This is a genomic window from Paraburkholderia sp. (genome assembly GCF_035501035.1).
Taxonomy (GTDB): domain Bacteria; phylum Pseudomonadota; class Gammaproteobacteria; order Burkholderiales; family Burkholderiaceae; genus Paraburkholderia.
Genome location: NZ_DATJWR010000314.1, coordinates 1 through 14,924, shown reverse-complemented (window position 1 = coordinate 14,924; position 14,924 = coordinate 1). Strand labels below are relative to the sequence as shown.

15 protein-coding genes and 1 pseudogene are annotated in these 14,924 nt (G+C 65.3%); 10 read left to right on the top strand and 6 right to left on the bottom strand.

Annotated features, from left to right (window positions below):
* Positions 1-177: pseudogene (locus tag VMJ11_RS23235) on the top strand (electron transfer flavoprotein subunit alpha/FixB family protein); the annotation flags it as partial.
* Between the two features lie 213 nt (positions 178-390).
* Positions 391-2,178, top strand: a complete 1,788-nt coding sequence (locus VMJ11_RS23230; RefSeq protein WP_325622177.1) for an acyl-CoA dehydrogenase — start codon at positions 391-393, stop codon at positions 2,176-2,178.
* A gap of 108 nt (positions 2,179-2,286) precedes the next feature.
* Here the strand turns inward: VMJ11_RS23230 and VMJ11_RS23225 are convergent, their stop codons facing one another.
* The gene (locus tag VMJ11_RS23225) at positions 2,287-3,645 is read right to left on the bottom strand and encodes a D-amino acid dehydrogenase (RefSeq protein ID WP_325622175.1); all 1,359 of its coding nucleotides are present in this window, start codon (positions 3,643-3,645) and stop codon (positions 2,287-2,289) included.
* Between the two features lie 105 nt (positions 3,646-3,750).
* Here VMJ11_RS23225 and VMJ11_RS23220 point away from each other — a divergent pair, with 105 nt between their 5' ends.
* Both VMJ11_RS23220 and VMJ11_RS23215 read left to right on the top strand, forming a co-directional pair.
* The gene (locus VMJ11_RS23220; RefSeq protein WP_325622173.1) at positions 3,751-4,239 is read left to right on the top strand and encodes an Lrp/AsnC ligand binding domain-containing protein; all 489 of its coding nucleotides are present in this window, start codon (positions 3,751-3,753) and stop codon (positions 4,237-4,239) included.
* A gap of 111 nt (positions 4,240-4,350) precedes the next feature.
* Positions 4,351-5,496 (top strand): PA0069 family radical SAM protein, encoded by a 1,146-nt coding sequence (locus VMJ11_RS23215; RefSeq protein ID WP_325622172.1) that lies wholly within the window; start codon positions 4,351-4,353, stop codon positions 5,494-5,496.
* A 172-nt stretch (positions 5,497-5,668) separates the two neighbouring features.
* Here VMJ11_RS23215 and VMJ11_RS23210 read toward each other — a convergent pair whose 3' ends face one another.
* Entirely contained in the window at positions 5,669-6,142 is a 474-nt protein-coding gene (locus tag VMJ11_RS23210) for an NINE protein (protein ID WP_325622171.1), read from the bottom strand.
* A gap of 113 nt (positions 6,143-6,255) precedes the next feature.
* Positions 6,256-7,413, bottom strand: coding sequence for a PQQ-dependent sugar dehydrogenase (locus tag VMJ11_RS23205; protein WP_414694456.1), 1,158 nt, complete (start codon positions 7,411-7,413; stop codon positions 6,256-6,258).
* A gap of 231 nt (positions 7,414-7,644) precedes the next feature.
* Here VMJ11_RS23205 and rpsP point away from each other — a divergent pair, with 231 nt between their 5' ends.
* The 6 genes from rpsP (at position 7,645) to VMJ11_RS23175 (ending at position 12,010) form a co-directional block, all read left to right on the top strand.
* The gene (rpsP, locus tag VMJ11_RS23200; RefSeq protein WP_325622170.1) at positions 7,645-7,908 is read left to right on the top strand and encodes a 30S ribosomal protein S16; all 264 of its coding nucleotides are present in this window, start codon (positions 7,645-7,647) and stop codon (positions 7,906-7,908) included.
* Between the two features lie 88 nt (positions 7,909-7,996).
* Positions 7,997-8,731 (top strand): ribosome maturation factor RimM, encoded by a 735-nt coding sequence (rimM, locus tag VMJ11_RS23195; protein ID WP_325622167.1) that lies wholly within the window; start codon positions 7,997-7,999, stop codon positions 8,729-8,731.
* 71 nt (positions 8,732-8,802) lie between these two features.
* Complete coding sequence (gene trmD / locus VMJ11_RS23190; RefSeq protein WP_325622165.1) at positions 8,803-9,579, top strand: tRNA (guanosine(37)-N1)-methyltransferase TrmD; 777 nt, start codon at positions 8,803-8,805, stop codon at positions 9,577-9,579.
* A 175-nt stretch (positions 9,580-9,754) separates the two neighbouring features.
* Positions 9,755-10,150, top strand: coding sequence for a 50S ribosomal protein L19 (gene rplS, locus VMJ11_RS23185; protein ID WP_325622163.1), 396 nt, complete (start codon positions 9,755-9,757; stop codon positions 10,148-10,150).
* An 86-nt stretch (positions 10,151-10,236) separates the two neighbouring features.
* Positions 10,237-10,938 (top strand): CoA pyrophosphatase, encoded by a 702-nt coding sequence (locus VMJ11_RS23180; protein WP_325622161.1) that lies wholly within the window; start codon positions 10,237-10,239, stop codon positions 10,936-10,938.
* 133 nt (positions 10,939-11,071) lie between these two features.
* The gene (locus VMJ11_RS23175; protein WP_325622159.1) at positions 11,072-12,010 is read left to right on the top strand and encodes a CobD/CbiB family protein; all 939 of its coding nucleotides are present in this window, start codon (positions 11,072-11,074) and stop codon (positions 12,008-12,010) included.
* Positions 12,011-12,105: 95 nt separating this feature from the next.
* Here VMJ11_RS23175 and VMJ11_RS23170 read toward each other — a convergent pair whose 3' ends face one another.
* The 3 genes from VMJ11_RS23170 to VMJ11_RS23160 are packed head-to-tail and all read right to left on the bottom strand — an operon-like array spanning position 12,106 to position 14,678.
* Positions 12,106-12,429, bottom strand: coding sequence for a DUF2007 domain-containing protein (locus VMJ11_RS23170; protein ID WP_325622157.1), 324 nt, complete (start codon positions 12,427-12,429; stop codon positions 12,106-12,108).
* A 12-nt stretch (positions 12,430-12,441) separates the two neighbouring features.
* Positions 12,442-13,404, bottom strand: a complete 963-nt coding sequence (rsgA, locus tag VMJ11_RS23165; RefSeq protein ID WP_325622155.1) for a ribosome small subunit-dependent GTPase A — start codon at positions 13,402-13,404, stop codon at positions 12,442-12,444.
* Entirely contained in the window at positions 13,401-14,678 is a 1,278-nt protein-coding gene (locus VMJ11_RS23160) for a M48 family metallopeptidase (RefSeq protein ID WP_325622153.1), read from the bottom strand. Before VMJ11_RS23160 ends, rsgA begins: the two co-directional genes overlap by 4 nt.
* Positions 14,679-14,924: the final 246 nt, after the last annotated feature.

The window sequence follows — 14,924 nt, the reverse complement described above, 5'->3', positions numbered from 1 at the left end:
TTGTACGTGGCGGTGGGCATCTCGGGCGCGATCCAGCACCTGGCCGGCATGAAGGACTCGAAGGTGATCGTCGCGATCAACAAGGACGAAGAAGCGCCGATCTTCAGCGTGGCCGACTACGGTCTCGTGGGCGACCTGTTCGCACTCGTGCCTGAACTCGTGAAGGAACTCGGCTGAAGCAGGCCGGTGCCATGAGCGAACAAAGGCCGACAGTCATGACTGGATATCCGGCGTAAAACGAAGCACAAAAGGGGCGCGCGGCGCCCCTTTGTCATTTCAGGAACCCGTGCCCTGCCTGGTATCGGACCAGGCGCGATGGGTCCGGAGCGAGCGCCAAAGCGCTGACTCTGATCGACATACCAGGTCCGATCGACACGAGAGGAGACTGACATGTACCAGGCGCCCACGAGCGACATGTTGTTCGTCATGAAGGAGTTGGCCGGCCTCGAAGACATCGCGAAGTTGCCGGGCGGCGAAGATGCCGCGCCGGAAACCGTCGAGGCCGTGCTGCACGAGTCGGCGAAGCTTTGCGGCGAAGTGATCGAGCCGCTCAACGTGCAAGGCGACCGCAATCCGAGCCGCTGGGAAAACGGAACCGTGCATGCCACGCCCGGTTTCAAGCAGGCATTCCGGCAATACGTCGAAGGCGGCTGGCAAGGCGTGCAACATCCACAGGAGTACGAAGGACAAGGTTTGCCCAAACTAGTGGGCACGCCGTGCATGGAGATGCTCAACGCAGCGAATCTCTCGTTCGCGCTGTGCCCGCTGCTCACCGACGGCGCGATCGAAGCGCTGCTCACGGCCGGCAGCGAAGCGCAAAAGCAGCGCTTCGTGCCCAAGCTCATTTCGGGCGAATGGACCGGCACGATGAACCTCACCGAGCCGCAGGCGGGCTCCGACCTCGCGGCCGTGCGCACGCGCGCCGAACCGCAGGGCGACGGCACGTACAAGCTCTTCGGCACGAAGATCTTCATTACCTGGGGCGAGCACGACATGGCGGAGAACATCGTCCATCTCGTGCTCGCGCGCACGCCAGACGCGCCCGAAGGCGTGAAGGGCATCTCGCTCTTCATCGTGCCGAAGTTTCTCGTCAACGAAGACGGTACACTCGGCGCACGCAACGACGTGCATTGCGTATCGATCGAGCACAAGCTCGGCATCAAGGCGAGCCCGACCGCGGTGCTGCAGTTCGGCGATCATGGCGGCGCGCTAGGCCAGTTGATCGGCGAGGAGAATCGCGGCCTCGAGTACATGTTCATCATGATGAACGCGGCGCGTTTCGCAGTGGGCATGCAAGGCGTGGCCATATCGGACCGCGCGTATCAGAAGGCGCTCGCGTACGCGAAGGAGCGCGTGCAGAGCCGTCCTGTGGATGGCTCCGCAAAGCAGGCCGCGACCATCATTCACCACCCCGACGTGCGCCGCATGCTCGCGACGATGCGCGCGCTCACCGAGGCCGCGCGTGCGCTCGCCTACGTCGCCGCGGGTGAGAGCGACCGTGCCCATCGCGATCCCGACGAGGCTGCACGTGCGCAGCATCAGGCGCGCTACGAGTATCTCGTGCCCATCGTGAAGGGCTGGAGCACCGAGCTCTCGCTGGAGGTGACAAGCCTCGGCGTACAGGTGCACGGCGGCATGGGTTTCATCGAGGAAACGGGCGCCGCGCAGTTCTATCGCGACGCGCGCATCCTGCCGATCTACGAGGGGACGACGGCGATCCAGGCGAACGATCTGATTGGGCGCAAGACGCTGCGCGACGGCGGCGCAGTTGCGAGGGCGTTGCTTGGCGATATCGCACAGACCGTCGATGCGCTCGGCGCGCACGAAGGCGCGGCGTTCGAGGCGATGCGCAAGCACCTCGCGCTCGGCGCACAGGCACTGGCCTCAACCGTGGACTTCGTGCTGGCGAAGGCAAAAAGCGACCCGAACGCGGTGTTCGCCGGTAGCGTGCCGTATCTGAAGCTTGCGGGGATCGTGCTGGGCGGCTGGCAGATGGCGCGCGCGATGCTCGCCTCGCAGCGCCTCATGCAGGACGATCCGAAGTTCCACGGCGCCAAGATCGCCACGGCACAGTTTTTCGCGCAACACGTGCTGCCGCAGGCAGTGGCACTCGAAGCCGCGATCGTCAGCGCGAACGGGGCTGAAGGCATGCTGGCGCTCACGGAGGATCAGTTCTAGCGTGCAAGCGGCGCGCGAGCGCATCGCATAGCAGCAGAAATGCAACACGGCGCCCCGGAGGCGCCGTGTTCGTTCATGTCGCGAGTGAGACGGTCGAGACGCGCGCGATCATGCGTACGCCGGGCGGCCCGAGCCCTGCGTATCGCCGAGATAGCGGTGGACCGAAAGATCGTCGGCCCTGATCGCGGGCTGCTTGCCGGAGATCAGGTCGGCGAGCAGCTGGCCTGAACCGCAAGACATCGTCCACCCGAGCGTGCCGTGGCCCGTGTTCAGGAACAGGTTCGAGATCGGCGTGCGGCCAACCACCGGCGTGCCGTCCGGCGTCATCGGGCGCAGGCCGGTCCAGAAGGTGGCGCTCGTCGTGTCGCCCCCGCCCGGGAACAGGTCGTTCACGCACATTTCGAGCGTTTCGCGGCGCGCTTGCTTCAACGTCTTGTCGTAACCGACGATCTCCGCCATGCCGCCCACGCGGATCCGGTCGTCAAAACGCGTGATCGCGATCTTGTAGGTTTCGTCGAGCACGGTGGAAACCGGCGCGGCCTCTGCGTTCACGATCGGCGCCGTGATCGAGTAGCCCTTGAGCGGGTAGACGGGGATCTTCACGAGACCCGCGAGCATCTTCGTGGAGAACGAGCCGAGCGCGACCACATAGGCGTCGGCGCGCACCATCTCGCTGCCGCACTGCACGCCCGTGATGCGGTCGCCCGCAACGGCCAGGCTGTCGATCGGCGTGTTGTAGCGGAACTTCACGCCCAGTTGCTCGGCCATCGCGGCGAGACGCGTGGTGAAGAGCTGGCAGTCGCCGGTCTCGTCGCCGGGCAGGCGAAGGCCGCCCGTGAGCTTGTGCGAGACCGCGGCGAGCGCCGGTTCGGCGCGGCCGAGCTCGGCGGCGGTGAGCAACTCATACGGAACGTTGGCTTCTTTCAGGACGGCGATGTCCTTCGCCGCGCCATCGAACTGCTGCTGCGTGCGGAACACCTGCAGCGTGCCGCCCGTGCGGCCTTCGTACTGGATGCCGGTGTCGGCGCGCAGCGCCTGCATGCAGTCGCGGCTGTATTCGGCGAGGCGCACCATGCGGCCTTTGTTGAGCGCATAGCGCTCGGCCGTGCAGTTCTGCAGCATCTGCCACATCCACTGCAGCTGGAATTTGGTGCCGTCGAGGCGGATGGCGAGCGGCGCATGCTTCTCGAACATCCACTTGATCGCCTTGAGCGGCACGCCAGGCGCAGCCCACGGCGCGGCGTAGCCCGGCGAGATCTGGCCGGCGTTGGCAAAACTGGTTTCGAGCGCGGGGCCGGCCTCGCGGTCGATCACCGTCACTTCGTGTCCCGCGCGGGCGAGATACCAGGCGCTGGCCACCCCGACCACACCACTGCCCAATACGACGACTCGCATAGCTGCTCCAGGTAGATTTGTTGGGGCTACGACTCGAAGCCGGGCGCTGTTGTGCCATGTTTTGGCACCCATAGCGCTGAAGGCATGAAAAAACCGGTGTAGCCAGCATTAACAGCTATGCTATTGTTGTGTGGCCAGATTTTGTTATCGTATTTTTCAGATTTTCAGGAATAAATCATGAGAACGCAGCGCCAACCCGTCCGCGCGCTCGACAGGCTCGATCACCGCATCCTGAAACTGCTGCAACAGGACGGCCGGATGGCCATGAAAGACCTTGCGGAGCAGGTCGGGCTCTCGGTCACGCCGTGCATCGAACGCGTCAAGCGGATGGAGCGCGACGGCGTCATCACGGGGTACTACGCGCGCGTGAATCCCGCCGTGCTGGGCGCGGCGCTGCTCGTGTTCGTGGAGATCACGCTCGACCACAAGAGCGGCAACATGTTCGACCAGTTTCGTCGCGAAGTGCAAAAGATTCCCGAGGTGCTCGAATGTCATCTCGTCTCGGGCGACTTCGACTATCTGATCAAGGCGCGCATTGGCGAGATGGCCGACTACCGCAAGCTGCTCGGCGACATCCTGCTGCAACTGCCGGGCGCGGTGCAGTCGAAGAGTTATGTGGTGATGGAGGAGATCAAGGAGACGCTGACGATCGCCGTTGGCGATTGAAGCAACTGAAGCGACTGAAAGCGCCCTGTTTTAAGGACTCGACAACGCGGCTCGATACTGTATATTTATACAGCATCGAGCCGCGTTTCTCATGTCCTCTCCGTTTCAGCCGTGACCGATTCCAACCACGATCCCGATGCCTGGCATCCCCTTGCACCGCTCGCGCCGCGCAAGGGGCGAGGGGCGGTCACGAACCTGCAGGGGCGCTACGAAGTCGACCAGCGCGAGGCATTTGACGACGGGTGGCAGCACGTGAGCGGCGGCCAGGGAGAAGGCACGGAGGAAGGCGGCGATCCCGTCTTGCGCACCGAGGTCTTCGAGGAGCACGCGAAAAGCATCCTCACGCGCAACCAGTCGCCCGACATCCCGTTCAACGTCTCGCTCAACCCTTACCGCGGTTGCGAGCATGGTTGCATCTACTGCTTCGCGCGGCCTACTCACAGCTATCTGGGCCTCTCGCCGGGCCTCGACTTCGAAAGCCGTATCTACGCGAAAGTCAATGCGCCGGAGTTGCTCGCGCGCGAGCTTGCCAAACCGGCCTACGAGCCCGAGCCCATTGCGCTAGGTGTGAACACGGACGCCTGGCAACCCGTCGAGCGCGAGCTGCACATCACGCGCCGCGTGATCGAAGTGCTCGCCGAGCGGCAGCATCCGTTCGCGGCCATCACGAAATCCTCGCTGATCGAGCGCGATCTCGATCTGCTCGTGCCGATGGCCGAGCGCCAGCAGTTCATGGCCGCGATCACGATCACCACGCTCGACGCCGATCTCGCGCGCTCGCTCGAACCGCGCGCGGCCACGCCGTCGAGGCGTCTGCGCACGATCCGCACGCTGGCCGAGGCCGGGGTGCCGGTGGGCGTGAGCATCGCGCCGGTGATTCCGTTCGTGACCGAGCCCGACATGGAGCGCGTGCTCGAAGCCTGCGCTGAGGCCGGCGCGACGAGTGCGAGCTACATCGTGCTGCGCCTGCCTTGGGAAGTCGCGCCACTCTTTCGCGACTGGCTCGCGGCGCACTATCCGCAACGTGCCGAGCGTGTGATGAGCCGCGTGCGCGACATGCGCGGCGGCAAGGATTACGAATCGGCGTTTTCGCAGCGTATGAAGGGCACGGGCCTCTGGTCCGATCTGCTCAAGCAGCGCTTTCGTAACGCAGTGCGGCGCCTGGGGCTCAACGAGCGACGACACGGCATTCTCGACATGTCTGCGTTCGTGCAGACCAAAGCGGTGCGCGAGAAGCCGCAACTCGACTTGTTCTGAGCGGGGCGTCGCGGGCCAAGGGAAGCGCCACGGGACCAAGCGCCGAAGCGCCAACGCCGGTCGACAGCTTTGCATGGGACCCAAGTAAGCGCTAAAGCGCTAACTCGGGTCGACAGCTTTGCATGGGACCCGAGTAAGCGCTAAAGCGCTAACTCGGGTCGACACGCCGCCGTTACTGGGAGATCGCCTTCGCGGCCTCGACCTGCGACTCGAAGTACGTCTGGAACGAGAGCGCGAGGCCCGTCATCAACAGAAACGCGCCGATCAGCAGCGAGAAGATCACGATGAAAATGACCGTCCAGCCCGAGCGACTCGTGCGGCCGTTCCGCGCGAACGCGGCATTGAATTGCGCGTCCCATCGGGCGTCTGGGCGCAGTCCATAGACGATCGCCGCGAGGAACGCCGAAAGCACCGAAACCGCGCCGATCACGGCAAGCGCCCAGCCGGGTATCGAGGCGCGTTCGGTCGCGCTCAGCAGGAGCACGCCGGGAATGCCGAGGAGTGTGCCAAGCACATGGGCCCAGCCCCACGCGTCGCGCGGGCCGTACAGATAGAAGCGGTGAGCGCCGAAGCTGCCGAGCAGGAATGCGAGCGCGGCGGTGAGCGTCTTGGAGCGAAAGCGTGCGGGGTTTTTCTCGTTGGGCATGGGCTGATGCGATCGTGGACGGCCGCTGGGCATTGTAGCCGCGCGCGCGTCTTGCAGGACGAGCGCGCGCTTATGCGCGGCACCATGCCATGCGCCCGCGCGCGGCGGCTAGATCAGGGCTTGCTGTAAGTGACGCGGTAGATCGCGCCGGCGTAGTCGTCGCTGATCAGAAGCGAGCCGTCGGGCAGCGGCAGGACGTCGGCGGGGCGGCCCCATTGCGTCTCGTCGGGGTTGAGCCAGCCCTGTGCGAAGACTTCCTGGCGGGCATGCGTGCCGTCGGCATTGGCGCTGATGCGCACCACGCGATAGCCGACCTTCTTGCTGCGGTTCCACGAACCGTGCTCGGCGATGAAGATGCTGTTCGTGTAATCGGCGGGAAACATCGGGCCCGCGTAGAAGCGCATGCCGAGCGACGCGACGTGCGCGCCGAGCCCGATGACGGGCGGCGTGAACGCGCTGCACGGATGACCCGCGCCGAACTCGGGGTCGGGGACATTCCCGCCGTGGCAGTACGGAAAGCCGAAGTCCTCGCCCACGTGGGAGAGGCGGTTGAGCTTGTCGTCGGGGATGTCGTCGCCCATCATGTCGCGGCCGTTGTCGGTAAACCACAGCTCATGCGTCTGCGGATGCCAGGCGAAGCCGACCGTATTGCGCACGCCGCGCGCGATGGTCTCGTAGTGCGAGCCATCGGGGTCCATGCGGCCGATCATCGCGAAATGCACGCGCTGCGGGTCGCTCGCCGGCAGGCAGACGTTGCACGGCGCGCCTTGCGGCACATAGAGCTTGCCGTCGGGGCCGAAGGCGATGAATTTCCAGCCGTGATGGCGCTCGTCGGGTAGGGCGTCGGTGACGACCACCGGTTTGGGCGGAGCGCTCAAATGGTGATCGATGTCGTCGAGCCGCATGATCGACGAGACCGCCGAAACATACAGCGCGCCGTTGCGCCAGGCCACGCCAACCGGCATCGTCAGCCCCGAAGCGATGACGTGGCGCTTCTCGACCGTGCCGTTTTTCAACTCGAGCGCGTAGACGTTGCCTTGAAAGCTCCCCACGTAGAGGATGCTGCCGTCGCCCGAAAGCGCCATCTCGCGGGCCGCGGGCACGTCGTCGGAGAGCACCTCGATATGAAAGCCGGGCGGCAGCTTGATGCGCTCGAGAGGCAGCGCTGCGTGAGCGGGCGCTACCGTGAGCAGGGCGGCCGCAAGGGCGAGCGACGCGGCGACAAAGCGCCCGGCAGCTCGGCGGGAGGGTAAAAAGAAGGCGCTAGCCAGCGCGCCGCCGCCCCAACGGCGATATGCCCATTGCACGAGTTGTCCGAAAGTCGCCACAATCCGCTCCAGGGCCCGTCCGCCATGGGCGTGGGCCGTAGTTTGACCGCTGCGTACCGCCGCTTTCCGCGCGCCCGCGCGCAATTTCCCGTTAAGTGTTTGTTATGCCTCCAGTTTCGGGCTATAATCGCATGTTTCAGTAGTCCCGAACCCCCGGTTTTCAAGGATTTTAGTATGGTCATCATCCGTCTGGCACGCGGCGGCTCGAAGAAGCGCCCGTTCTACAACATCGTCGCAACCGACTCGCGTAACCGTCGCGACGGCCGTTTCATCGAGCGCGTGGGCTTCTACAACCCGGTCGCCACCAAGGGTGAAACGCTGCGCATCGCTCAAGACCGCGTCACGTACTGGCAGGAAAACGGCGCGCAAATGTCGCCGGCTGTCGAGCGTCTCGTGAAGCAGTCGCAAAAGGCTGCTGCCGCTACGCCGGCTGCTTAAGTCTTTTACAGGCTGCTGTCTGTGTTTTACCCGCGTGCGCGCAGCATGAGCCGCGTATGCGATATCAAGCTGGTCGCGAGGAGTGCCGATGTCCGCGCATGACGACGTCAAATCTGCCGTCACGGCGAGCGACGCGTCGCAAAGCGGGGCGGCCGGCGAAGCCGGGCGTCGCGGCGCGCCGTCGTTCGGCGCGTTCGTGCGCAAGCCTGCGCGCGAGAGCGCCGCGAAAGCTGCGAGCACGTCCGAAGGGCTGCGCGCCGAAACCGAATCGAGCTGGCCTGCCGATGCAGTCGAAGTCGGCGCCGTGATCGATGCCTACGGCCTCAAGGGCTGGGTTAAGGTCGCGCCGCACGCGCAGGACAGCAAGGCACTGCTTTCGGCGAGGCGCTGGTGGCTCGTCAAGGGCCACGAGGGCCAGGCGCACCGTGAGCGTCATTCCGCCGGGCGCGTGAGCGCCAAGATTCATGGCGACAGCGTCGTCGGGCAGCTCGTCGGCGTTGCCGACCGCGATGCCGCGCTGCTGTTGCGCGGCGCCCGCGTGTACGTGAGCCGTGCCGAATTCCCGGCGCCCGAAGCGGACGAGTATTACTGGGTCGACCTGATCGGCCTCGATGTCGCCAACGAGGCGGGCGTCGAGCTCGGCAAGGTCGCCGACCTGATCGACAATGGCGCGCAATCGGTGTTGCGTGTCACGTACCCGTCAACGGGCAAGGATGGCAAGCCGGCCACCGGCGAGCGTCTGATCCCGTTCGTTGGCGTGTTCGTGAAGACGGTCGACCTGACGGGCAAGCGCATCGTCGTCGACTGGGAAGCCGATTACTGAAGCAGTAGCGGGCCCGCAGTAGCAGGCCAACACTAGGCGCCTTGATTCAATTTCGCTGAACGGAGAGAGCGATGCAGTTCGATGTCGTTACGCTCTTTCCCGAGATGTTCCGCGCGCTGACCGACTGGGGCATCACGAGCCGGGCGGCGAAGCAGCAGCGTTACACGTTGCGCACGTGGAATCCGCGCGATTTCACGACCGACAACTACCGCACGATCGACGACCGTCCCTATGGCGGCGGCCCCGGCATGGTCATGCTGGCCAAGCCGCTCGAAGCGGCGATCGGCGCGGCGAAAGCCGCGCAGGCGCAGGCCGGTGTTGAAGGGGCGGGCGTGCCGCGCGTGCTGCTGATGTCGCCGCAAGGCAAGCCGCTCACGCACGAACGCGTCATGCAGTTCGCGCAGGAGCCGGGCCTCGTCTTGCTGTGTGGGCGTTACGAGGCGATCGACCAGCGTCTCGTCGACCGCTGCGTGGATGAAGAGGTGAGCCTCGGCGACTTCGTGCTCTCGGGGGGCGAGCTGCCCGCGATGGCCTTGATGGACGCCGTGGTGCGGCATCTGCCGGGCGTGCTCAACGATGCGCTTTCGGCAGTGCAGGACAGCTTCGTAGACGGTTTGCTCGACTGTCCGCATTACACGCGCCCGGAGGAGCACGACGGCGTGCGTGTGCCCGATGTGCTGCTTGGCGGCCATCACGCGGAAATCGAGCAGTGGCGCCGCCGCGAGGCGTTGCGCAACACGTGGAACAAGCGGCCCGATCTGATCGAGCGGGCCCGGAAGAACAAGATGCTAAGCCGTGCCGACGAGGCATGGCTCGCTAGTCTCGCGAAGGGCTCGAGCGAAGCGTAACGCTTCGCTCGGTTGCGGCGCGTGGCGTCAAAGGCGGTACCGCTTCATGCGTGAAACGGTGCCAGTTGTGAATCCATCCTCTATCGGGGCCGTAGTTGCCAGGATGCTTTGCCAGCACCAATGCTGGAATCCGGCACAGGTACGAACGCCGACAAGATGGCTTACGGAGTCAGTCATGAATCTGATTGAAAAACTCGAGCAGGAAGAAATCCAGCGCGTGCTGGGCGAGAAGACCATCCCCGAATTTGCCCCCGGCGATACGGTGATCGTCAACGTGAACGTGGTTGAAGGTAACCGCAAGCGCGTTCAGGCATATGAAGGCGTCGTGATCGCGAAGCGTAATCGCGGCCTGAACTCGTCGTTCATCGTGCGCAAGATCTCGTCGGGTGAAGGCGTCGAGCGTACGTTCCAGACGTACTCGCCGCTGCTGGCAAGCATCGTGGTGAAGCGCCGCGGCGACGTGCGTCGCGCGAAGCTGTACTACCTGCGCAACCTGTCGGGCAAGAAGGCTCGTATCAAGGAAAAGCTGGTGTCGAAAGACCGCGCAGCGGCTCCGAGCGAGCAGGCGTAAAAGCTGTAAGAAAAAAGCACCCCTCGGGGTGCTTTTTTCTTTTTGGCCGCAAAATAAGCTCGTGTAAGCGCAATCCGAGACAGCCGTTGACCCGTCCAGTATTTGAACCCGAAAGCCTGCCGATCGAATCGACGGGCGCAAACCTCCCCCAGGTCGCAGCGGAGCGCCTTACGCCAGGCGGTCTGCGCATGCGCTTCGAGCAGCGTCTGCCGTGGGACCCCGAGCCGCAGGAAGCCCGACTCGCCGAAATTCGCGACCCGCGCGAGGCCGCCGTGCTCGTGCCGATCGTCATGCGCGCCGCCGGCCTGACCGTACTGCTCACGCAGCGAGCCGACAACCTCAGCAACCATGCCGGCCAGGTGAGCTTTCCCGGCGGCAGCCGTGAGCCGTCCGACGCTACGCCGATCGCCGCCGCGCTGCGCGAGGCGCACGAGGAAGTGAACCTCGACCCCGCGCGTGTCGAGGTGTTGGGCGCGTTGCCGGACTATCTGACTGGCACGGGCTTCAAGGTGACGCCCGTGGTTGGGCTCGTGCACGAGCCATTCACCGTGGCTGCGGATTCGCTCGAAGTGGCGAGCATCTTCGAGGTGCCGTTAGGCTTTCTCATGAACCCGGCGCATCACCAGGTGCGCGTGTTCCGCTGGGAAGGCGGCGAGCGGCGCTTTTTCGCGATGCCGTACCCCGATCGCCATGAGAGAGGCGCCACACCGGGGATCGGCGCCACGCATTTCATCTGGGGCGCGACGGCAGGCATGCTGCGCAACTTCTACCGTTTCCTGCTCGCATAACGTGCAACGCTTCCCGCGCCACATGCAAGCACCATGGTGCAGTGTTGCGAGTTTGCCGCCCGACGGTCAGGCACATCTGGCCCTGTGATATCGTTGCAACAATTTCTAAAACTCGAATCGCTCGGCGCGTCGCATGACCTTCTTTTCCGTATTGCTGGCCCTCGTCATCGAACAGGTGCGGGCGCTGTCGCCCAACAATCCCGTCATGGCGCTCGTGCGCCTCAATGCGGAATGGGCCGCTCACGGCTTTGACGCCGGCAAGCAGAAACATGGTCTCATCGCGTGGCTCGTGGTCGTGCTGCCGTGGACGCTCGCCACGGCGCTCGTCTACTACGTGCTCTATCACATCAGCTTCGTGCTGGCGTTTCTGTGGAACGTGGTGGTGGTGTACTTCACGCTCGGCTTTCGGCAGTTCAGCCACTACTTCACCGACATCCATCTCGCGCTCAACAACGACGACGTGCCGCGCGCGCGTGAGATCCTCCACGAATGGACCGGTATCGACGCCGTCGACATGCCCGTGAGCGAGATCGTGCGCCATACGCTCATTCATGCCGTGGTTGCCTCGCATCGGCACGTGTTCGGCGTGTTCTTCTGGTTCCTCGTGCCGATCGGGCCCGCGGGTGCGGTGCTGTACCGCCTTGCCGAATTCCTCGCGCGCGAGTGGTCGCGTCCCGCCGACGACCGCACCGAGGCGTTTTCCGATTTCGCGCAGCGCGTGTTCTTCGTGATCGACTGGGTGCCGGCGCGCCTCACGTCGCTGGGCTTTGCGATCGTCGGCAACTTCGAGGACGCGATCTACGCCTGGCGCAACCACACGAACCAGTGGCCCGACACCAACGAAGGTGTGCTGCTCGCGACCGGCAGCGGCGCGCTGGGCGCGCGCCTCTCGGGCCCGCTCGCCGAGCCGTCGAGCGTCGATGCGCTCGCCCAGCCGGGCGAGGGCGGCCCGTACACCGTCGGCGACGACTGCACGCCGCGCACGCTGCAATCGGCCGTGGGCCTCGTGTGGCGCGCCGTGATCCTGTGGATGATCCTGCTGCTCATGCTGACCATCGCCCTCTGGGTCTGATCGCCGGATCGTGAGTTCGCACAAAGGCAAAATGGGCCGCTGAAAAGCGGCCCATTTTGCTTTGGCGTCGACCGTCAATCGATGCAGGGCACGCGTTACTCGTCGCGCACGTCGCGCTCGCGTCCGCATTGCCAGCACACCGTGAACTGCGCTTCGAGCACCTCGCCGCATCGCGCGCAGCGCCACGAGGGGGCGCCCGCCGGCGGCCCGTTCACGGCTTCCTCGATGAGCCGCCGCGCGAGCTTCTCGTCGCGCTCGTCGATGAGCCATAGCTCGGGCGCGCACTGCTCGGCGGGAATTTCGCCCATCGCGCCGCTCAGGTAACGGTTGTGCAGCTCGCACGGCACGCCGGCCGTGGCGAGGATGTTCATCCAGTGCTGGGCAATCAGCAGATTCGGCGCGCGCACGAGCTTGAGCATGGCGGCAGGGCGTCAGCGCACGATCTGACTGATCTCGTGAATGAGCTGCGCGTAGAGCGCCTGGCGCTCGGGCGCGATGCGGCCTTGCTCGACCGCTTCGAGAATCGCGCAGCCCGGCTCGTGCAGGTGGTGGCAGTTGTAGAAGCGGCAGTGCGCGAGGAGCGGCCGGAACTCGGGAAACGCGCGCTCGAGCTTGCCTTCGGTGAGGTGATAGAGGCCGAACTCCTGGAAGCCGGGCGAATCGATCAGCGCGCCGCCTTCGGGTAGCGAGTAGAGCCGCGTGAACGTCGTGGTATGGCGGCCGCTGTTGAGCGCCGTCGAGATCTCGCGCGTGGCGGCTTCGGCGTCGGGGATCAGCAGGTTCACGAGCGTCGACTTGCCCATGCCCGACTGACCGAGCAGGATCGTCTGATGGTCGTGCAGATGCCCGGCAAGCGCCTCGCGCGCGGCCTCGGGTTGCCCCTTCACCGAAAGCTCCAGCACCGTATAGCCGAGCGCGCGATAGCGTTCAAGCCGCGCGCGCGCAAGCGGCAGCGCTGCCTCGACGTCGATCTTGTTGAGCACGATGAGCGGCTTGAGGTCGTTGGCCTCGGCGGCCACGAGCGCGCGCCCGAGCAGGTCCTCGCTGAAGTGTGGCTCGGTGGCGAGCACGATCAGCAATTGATCGAGGTTCGCCGCGAAGAGCTTCGACTTGAACTGGTCCGAGCGATAGAGCAGGTTGCGCCGTTCGCCGATCGCGACGATCACGCCCTGGTCGGCGGAACTCGCCTGATACTCCACGCGGTCGCCCACGGCCACCTCGCTCTTCTTGCCGCGCGGGAAGCACTGCAGATGCGCGCCGCCGTCTTCGGGCGCGACGAGGTAGTGGCGCCCGTGGGCGGCGATCACCACGCCGTGCAGCGTGGCGGCCTGCCGGCCGGCGTTGCTCGATGCGCCTCGCGCGCCGCTAGCGGCTTTCGTTGCGCGGCGGTTCATGCGTGCGCGAGCAGTCGGTCGATCCGCTGCGAAGCCGGCGGATGCGAGTAGTAGAACGCGGTGTAGAGCGGGTCGGGCGTGAGCGTCGACGCGTTGTCCTCGTAGAGCTTGACGAGGGCGTTGACGAGATGCTGGGCGTCCGTCTGGGTGGCGGCGAAGGCGTCGGCTTCGAACTCGTGCTTGCGCGACGAGAGGCTGCCAAGCGGCGTGACGAAGAACAGGAACACGGGCACGGCGATGAAGAACAGCACGAGCGCGAGCCCTTCGTTGCCGCCGAGCAGCGACGGACGCACGCCCAGGCCCTCGTAGAACCAGACGCGCTGCGAGAGCCAGCCGAGCAGCGCGAGCAGCACGAGGCTGATCGCGAACGTGACGAGCATGCGCTTGATGACGTGACGGCGCTTGAAATGGCCGAGCTCGTGCGCGAGCACGGCCTCGATCTCGCTGCCCGAGAGGCGCGCGAGCAGCGTGTCGAAGAAGACAATGCGCTTGGCGGCGCCGAAGCCCGTGAAATAGGCGTTGCCGTGCGCGGAACGGCGGCTGCCGTCCATCACGAAGAGGCCCTTGGCCGCAAAGCCGCAGCGGTGCATGAGGGCCTCGATGCGCGAGCGCAGCGCTTCGTCGCGCAGCGGCTCGAATTTATTGAAGAGCGGCGCGATGAAGGTGGGATAGAGCACCAGCACGAGCATCTGGAAAGCGACCCACACGGCCCACGTCCAGAGCCACCAGAGGCTGCCGGCCTGCTTCATGAGCCAGAGCACGACGAAGAGGAGCGGAATGCCGAACGCCGCGCCCACGAGCAGACCTTTCACGCGGTCCATGATGAAGATGCGCTTCGACATGCGGTTGAAGCCGAAGCGCTCCTCGATCACGAACTGGCGGTAGTAGTCGAGCGGCAATTCGACGATGCCCGAGATGGCGAGCACGGCGCCGACGAGCGCGATCTGGCCAACGTAGTTGCGCCCGAGCGCATCGGAAATGCCGAGGTCGAGCGCCTGCACGCCGCCGAGCAGCGTGAGCGCGACCAGCACCACGGCGCCAAGCACGATCTCGATCATGCCGAGGCGCGTGCGTGCGACCGTGTAGTCGGCGGCGCGCTGGTGAGCGGCTAGCGGGATGGTAGCGGCGAACTGGGCGGGCACCGCGCCACGGTGCGCCGCGACGAAGCGGATCTGGCGCGATGCGAGCCAGAGCTTGGTCGCGACCATGGCGAGTACGGCAACGACGAACAGCGCGCTGAAGGACAGCGCCGGGGAGAGGGACAGATTAGGCATCCAGGAAGTCCGTGGTATCTATGCGACAATTATATGTTCTTGCCGGCCGGGCAACGCATCCGCGCGATGTGGCGCACGCGCCGCGCCTCCACCGCTCCCCGGGTTGCCTTTCATGACTGACATTACCTCTGCCGACCAGGCTGGCCAGCAAGGCCAAAGCGCGCCGCTTTCGCCCGCAGCGCTCGAACGCACCGACATGAACCTGATCTGGCTCGATATGGAGATGACGGGGCTCGATCCCGACAA

Coding starts and splice junctions, on each gene's coding strand:
- VMJ11_RS23230 (WP_325622177.1), top strand. CDS start 391: ATGTACCAGGCGCCCACGAGCGACATGTTGTTCGTCATGAAGGAGTTG.
- VMJ11_RS23225 (WP_325622175.1), bottom strand. CDS start 3,645: ATGGGTGCCAAAACATGGCACAACAGCGCCCGGCTTCGAGTCGTAGCC.
- VMJ11_RS23220 (WP_325622173.1), top strand. CDS start 3,751: ATGAGAACGCAGCGCCAACCCGTCCGCGCGCTCGACAGGCTCGATCAC.
- VMJ11_RS23210 (WP_325622171.1), bottom strand. CDS start 6,142: ATGCCCAACGAGAAAAACCCCGCACGCTTTCGCTCCAAGACGCTCACC.
- rpsP (WP_325622170.1), top strand. CDS start 7,645: ATGGTCATCATCCGTCTGGCACGCGGCGGCTCGAAGAAGCGCCCGTTC.
- rimM (WP_325622167.1), top strand. CDS start 7,997: ATGTCCGCGCATGACGACGTCAAATCTGCCGTCACGGCGAGCGACGCG.
- trmD (WP_325622165.1), top strand. CDS start 8,803: ATGCAGTTCGATGTCGTTACGCTCTTTCCCGAGATGTTCCGCGCGCTG.
- rplS (WP_325622163.1), top strand. CDS start 9,755: ATGAATCTGATTGAAAAACTCGAGCAGGAAGAAATCCAGCGCGTGCTG.
- VMJ11_RS23175 (WP_325622159.1), top strand. CDS start 11,072: ATGACCTTCTTTTCCGTATTGCTGGCCCTCGTCATCGAACAGGTGCGG.
- VMJ11_RS23170 (WP_325622157.1), bottom strand. CDS start 12,429: ATGCTCAAGCTCGTGCGCGCGCCGAATCTGCTGATTGCCCAGCACTGG.
- rsgA (WP_325622155.1), bottom strand. CDS start 13,404: ATGAACCGCCGCGCAACGAAAGCCGCTAGCGGCGCGCGAGGCGCATCG.
- VMJ11_RS23160 (WP_325622153.1), bottom strand. CDS start 14,678: ATGCCTAATCTGTCCCTCTCCCCGGCGCTGTCCTTCAGCGCGCTGTTC.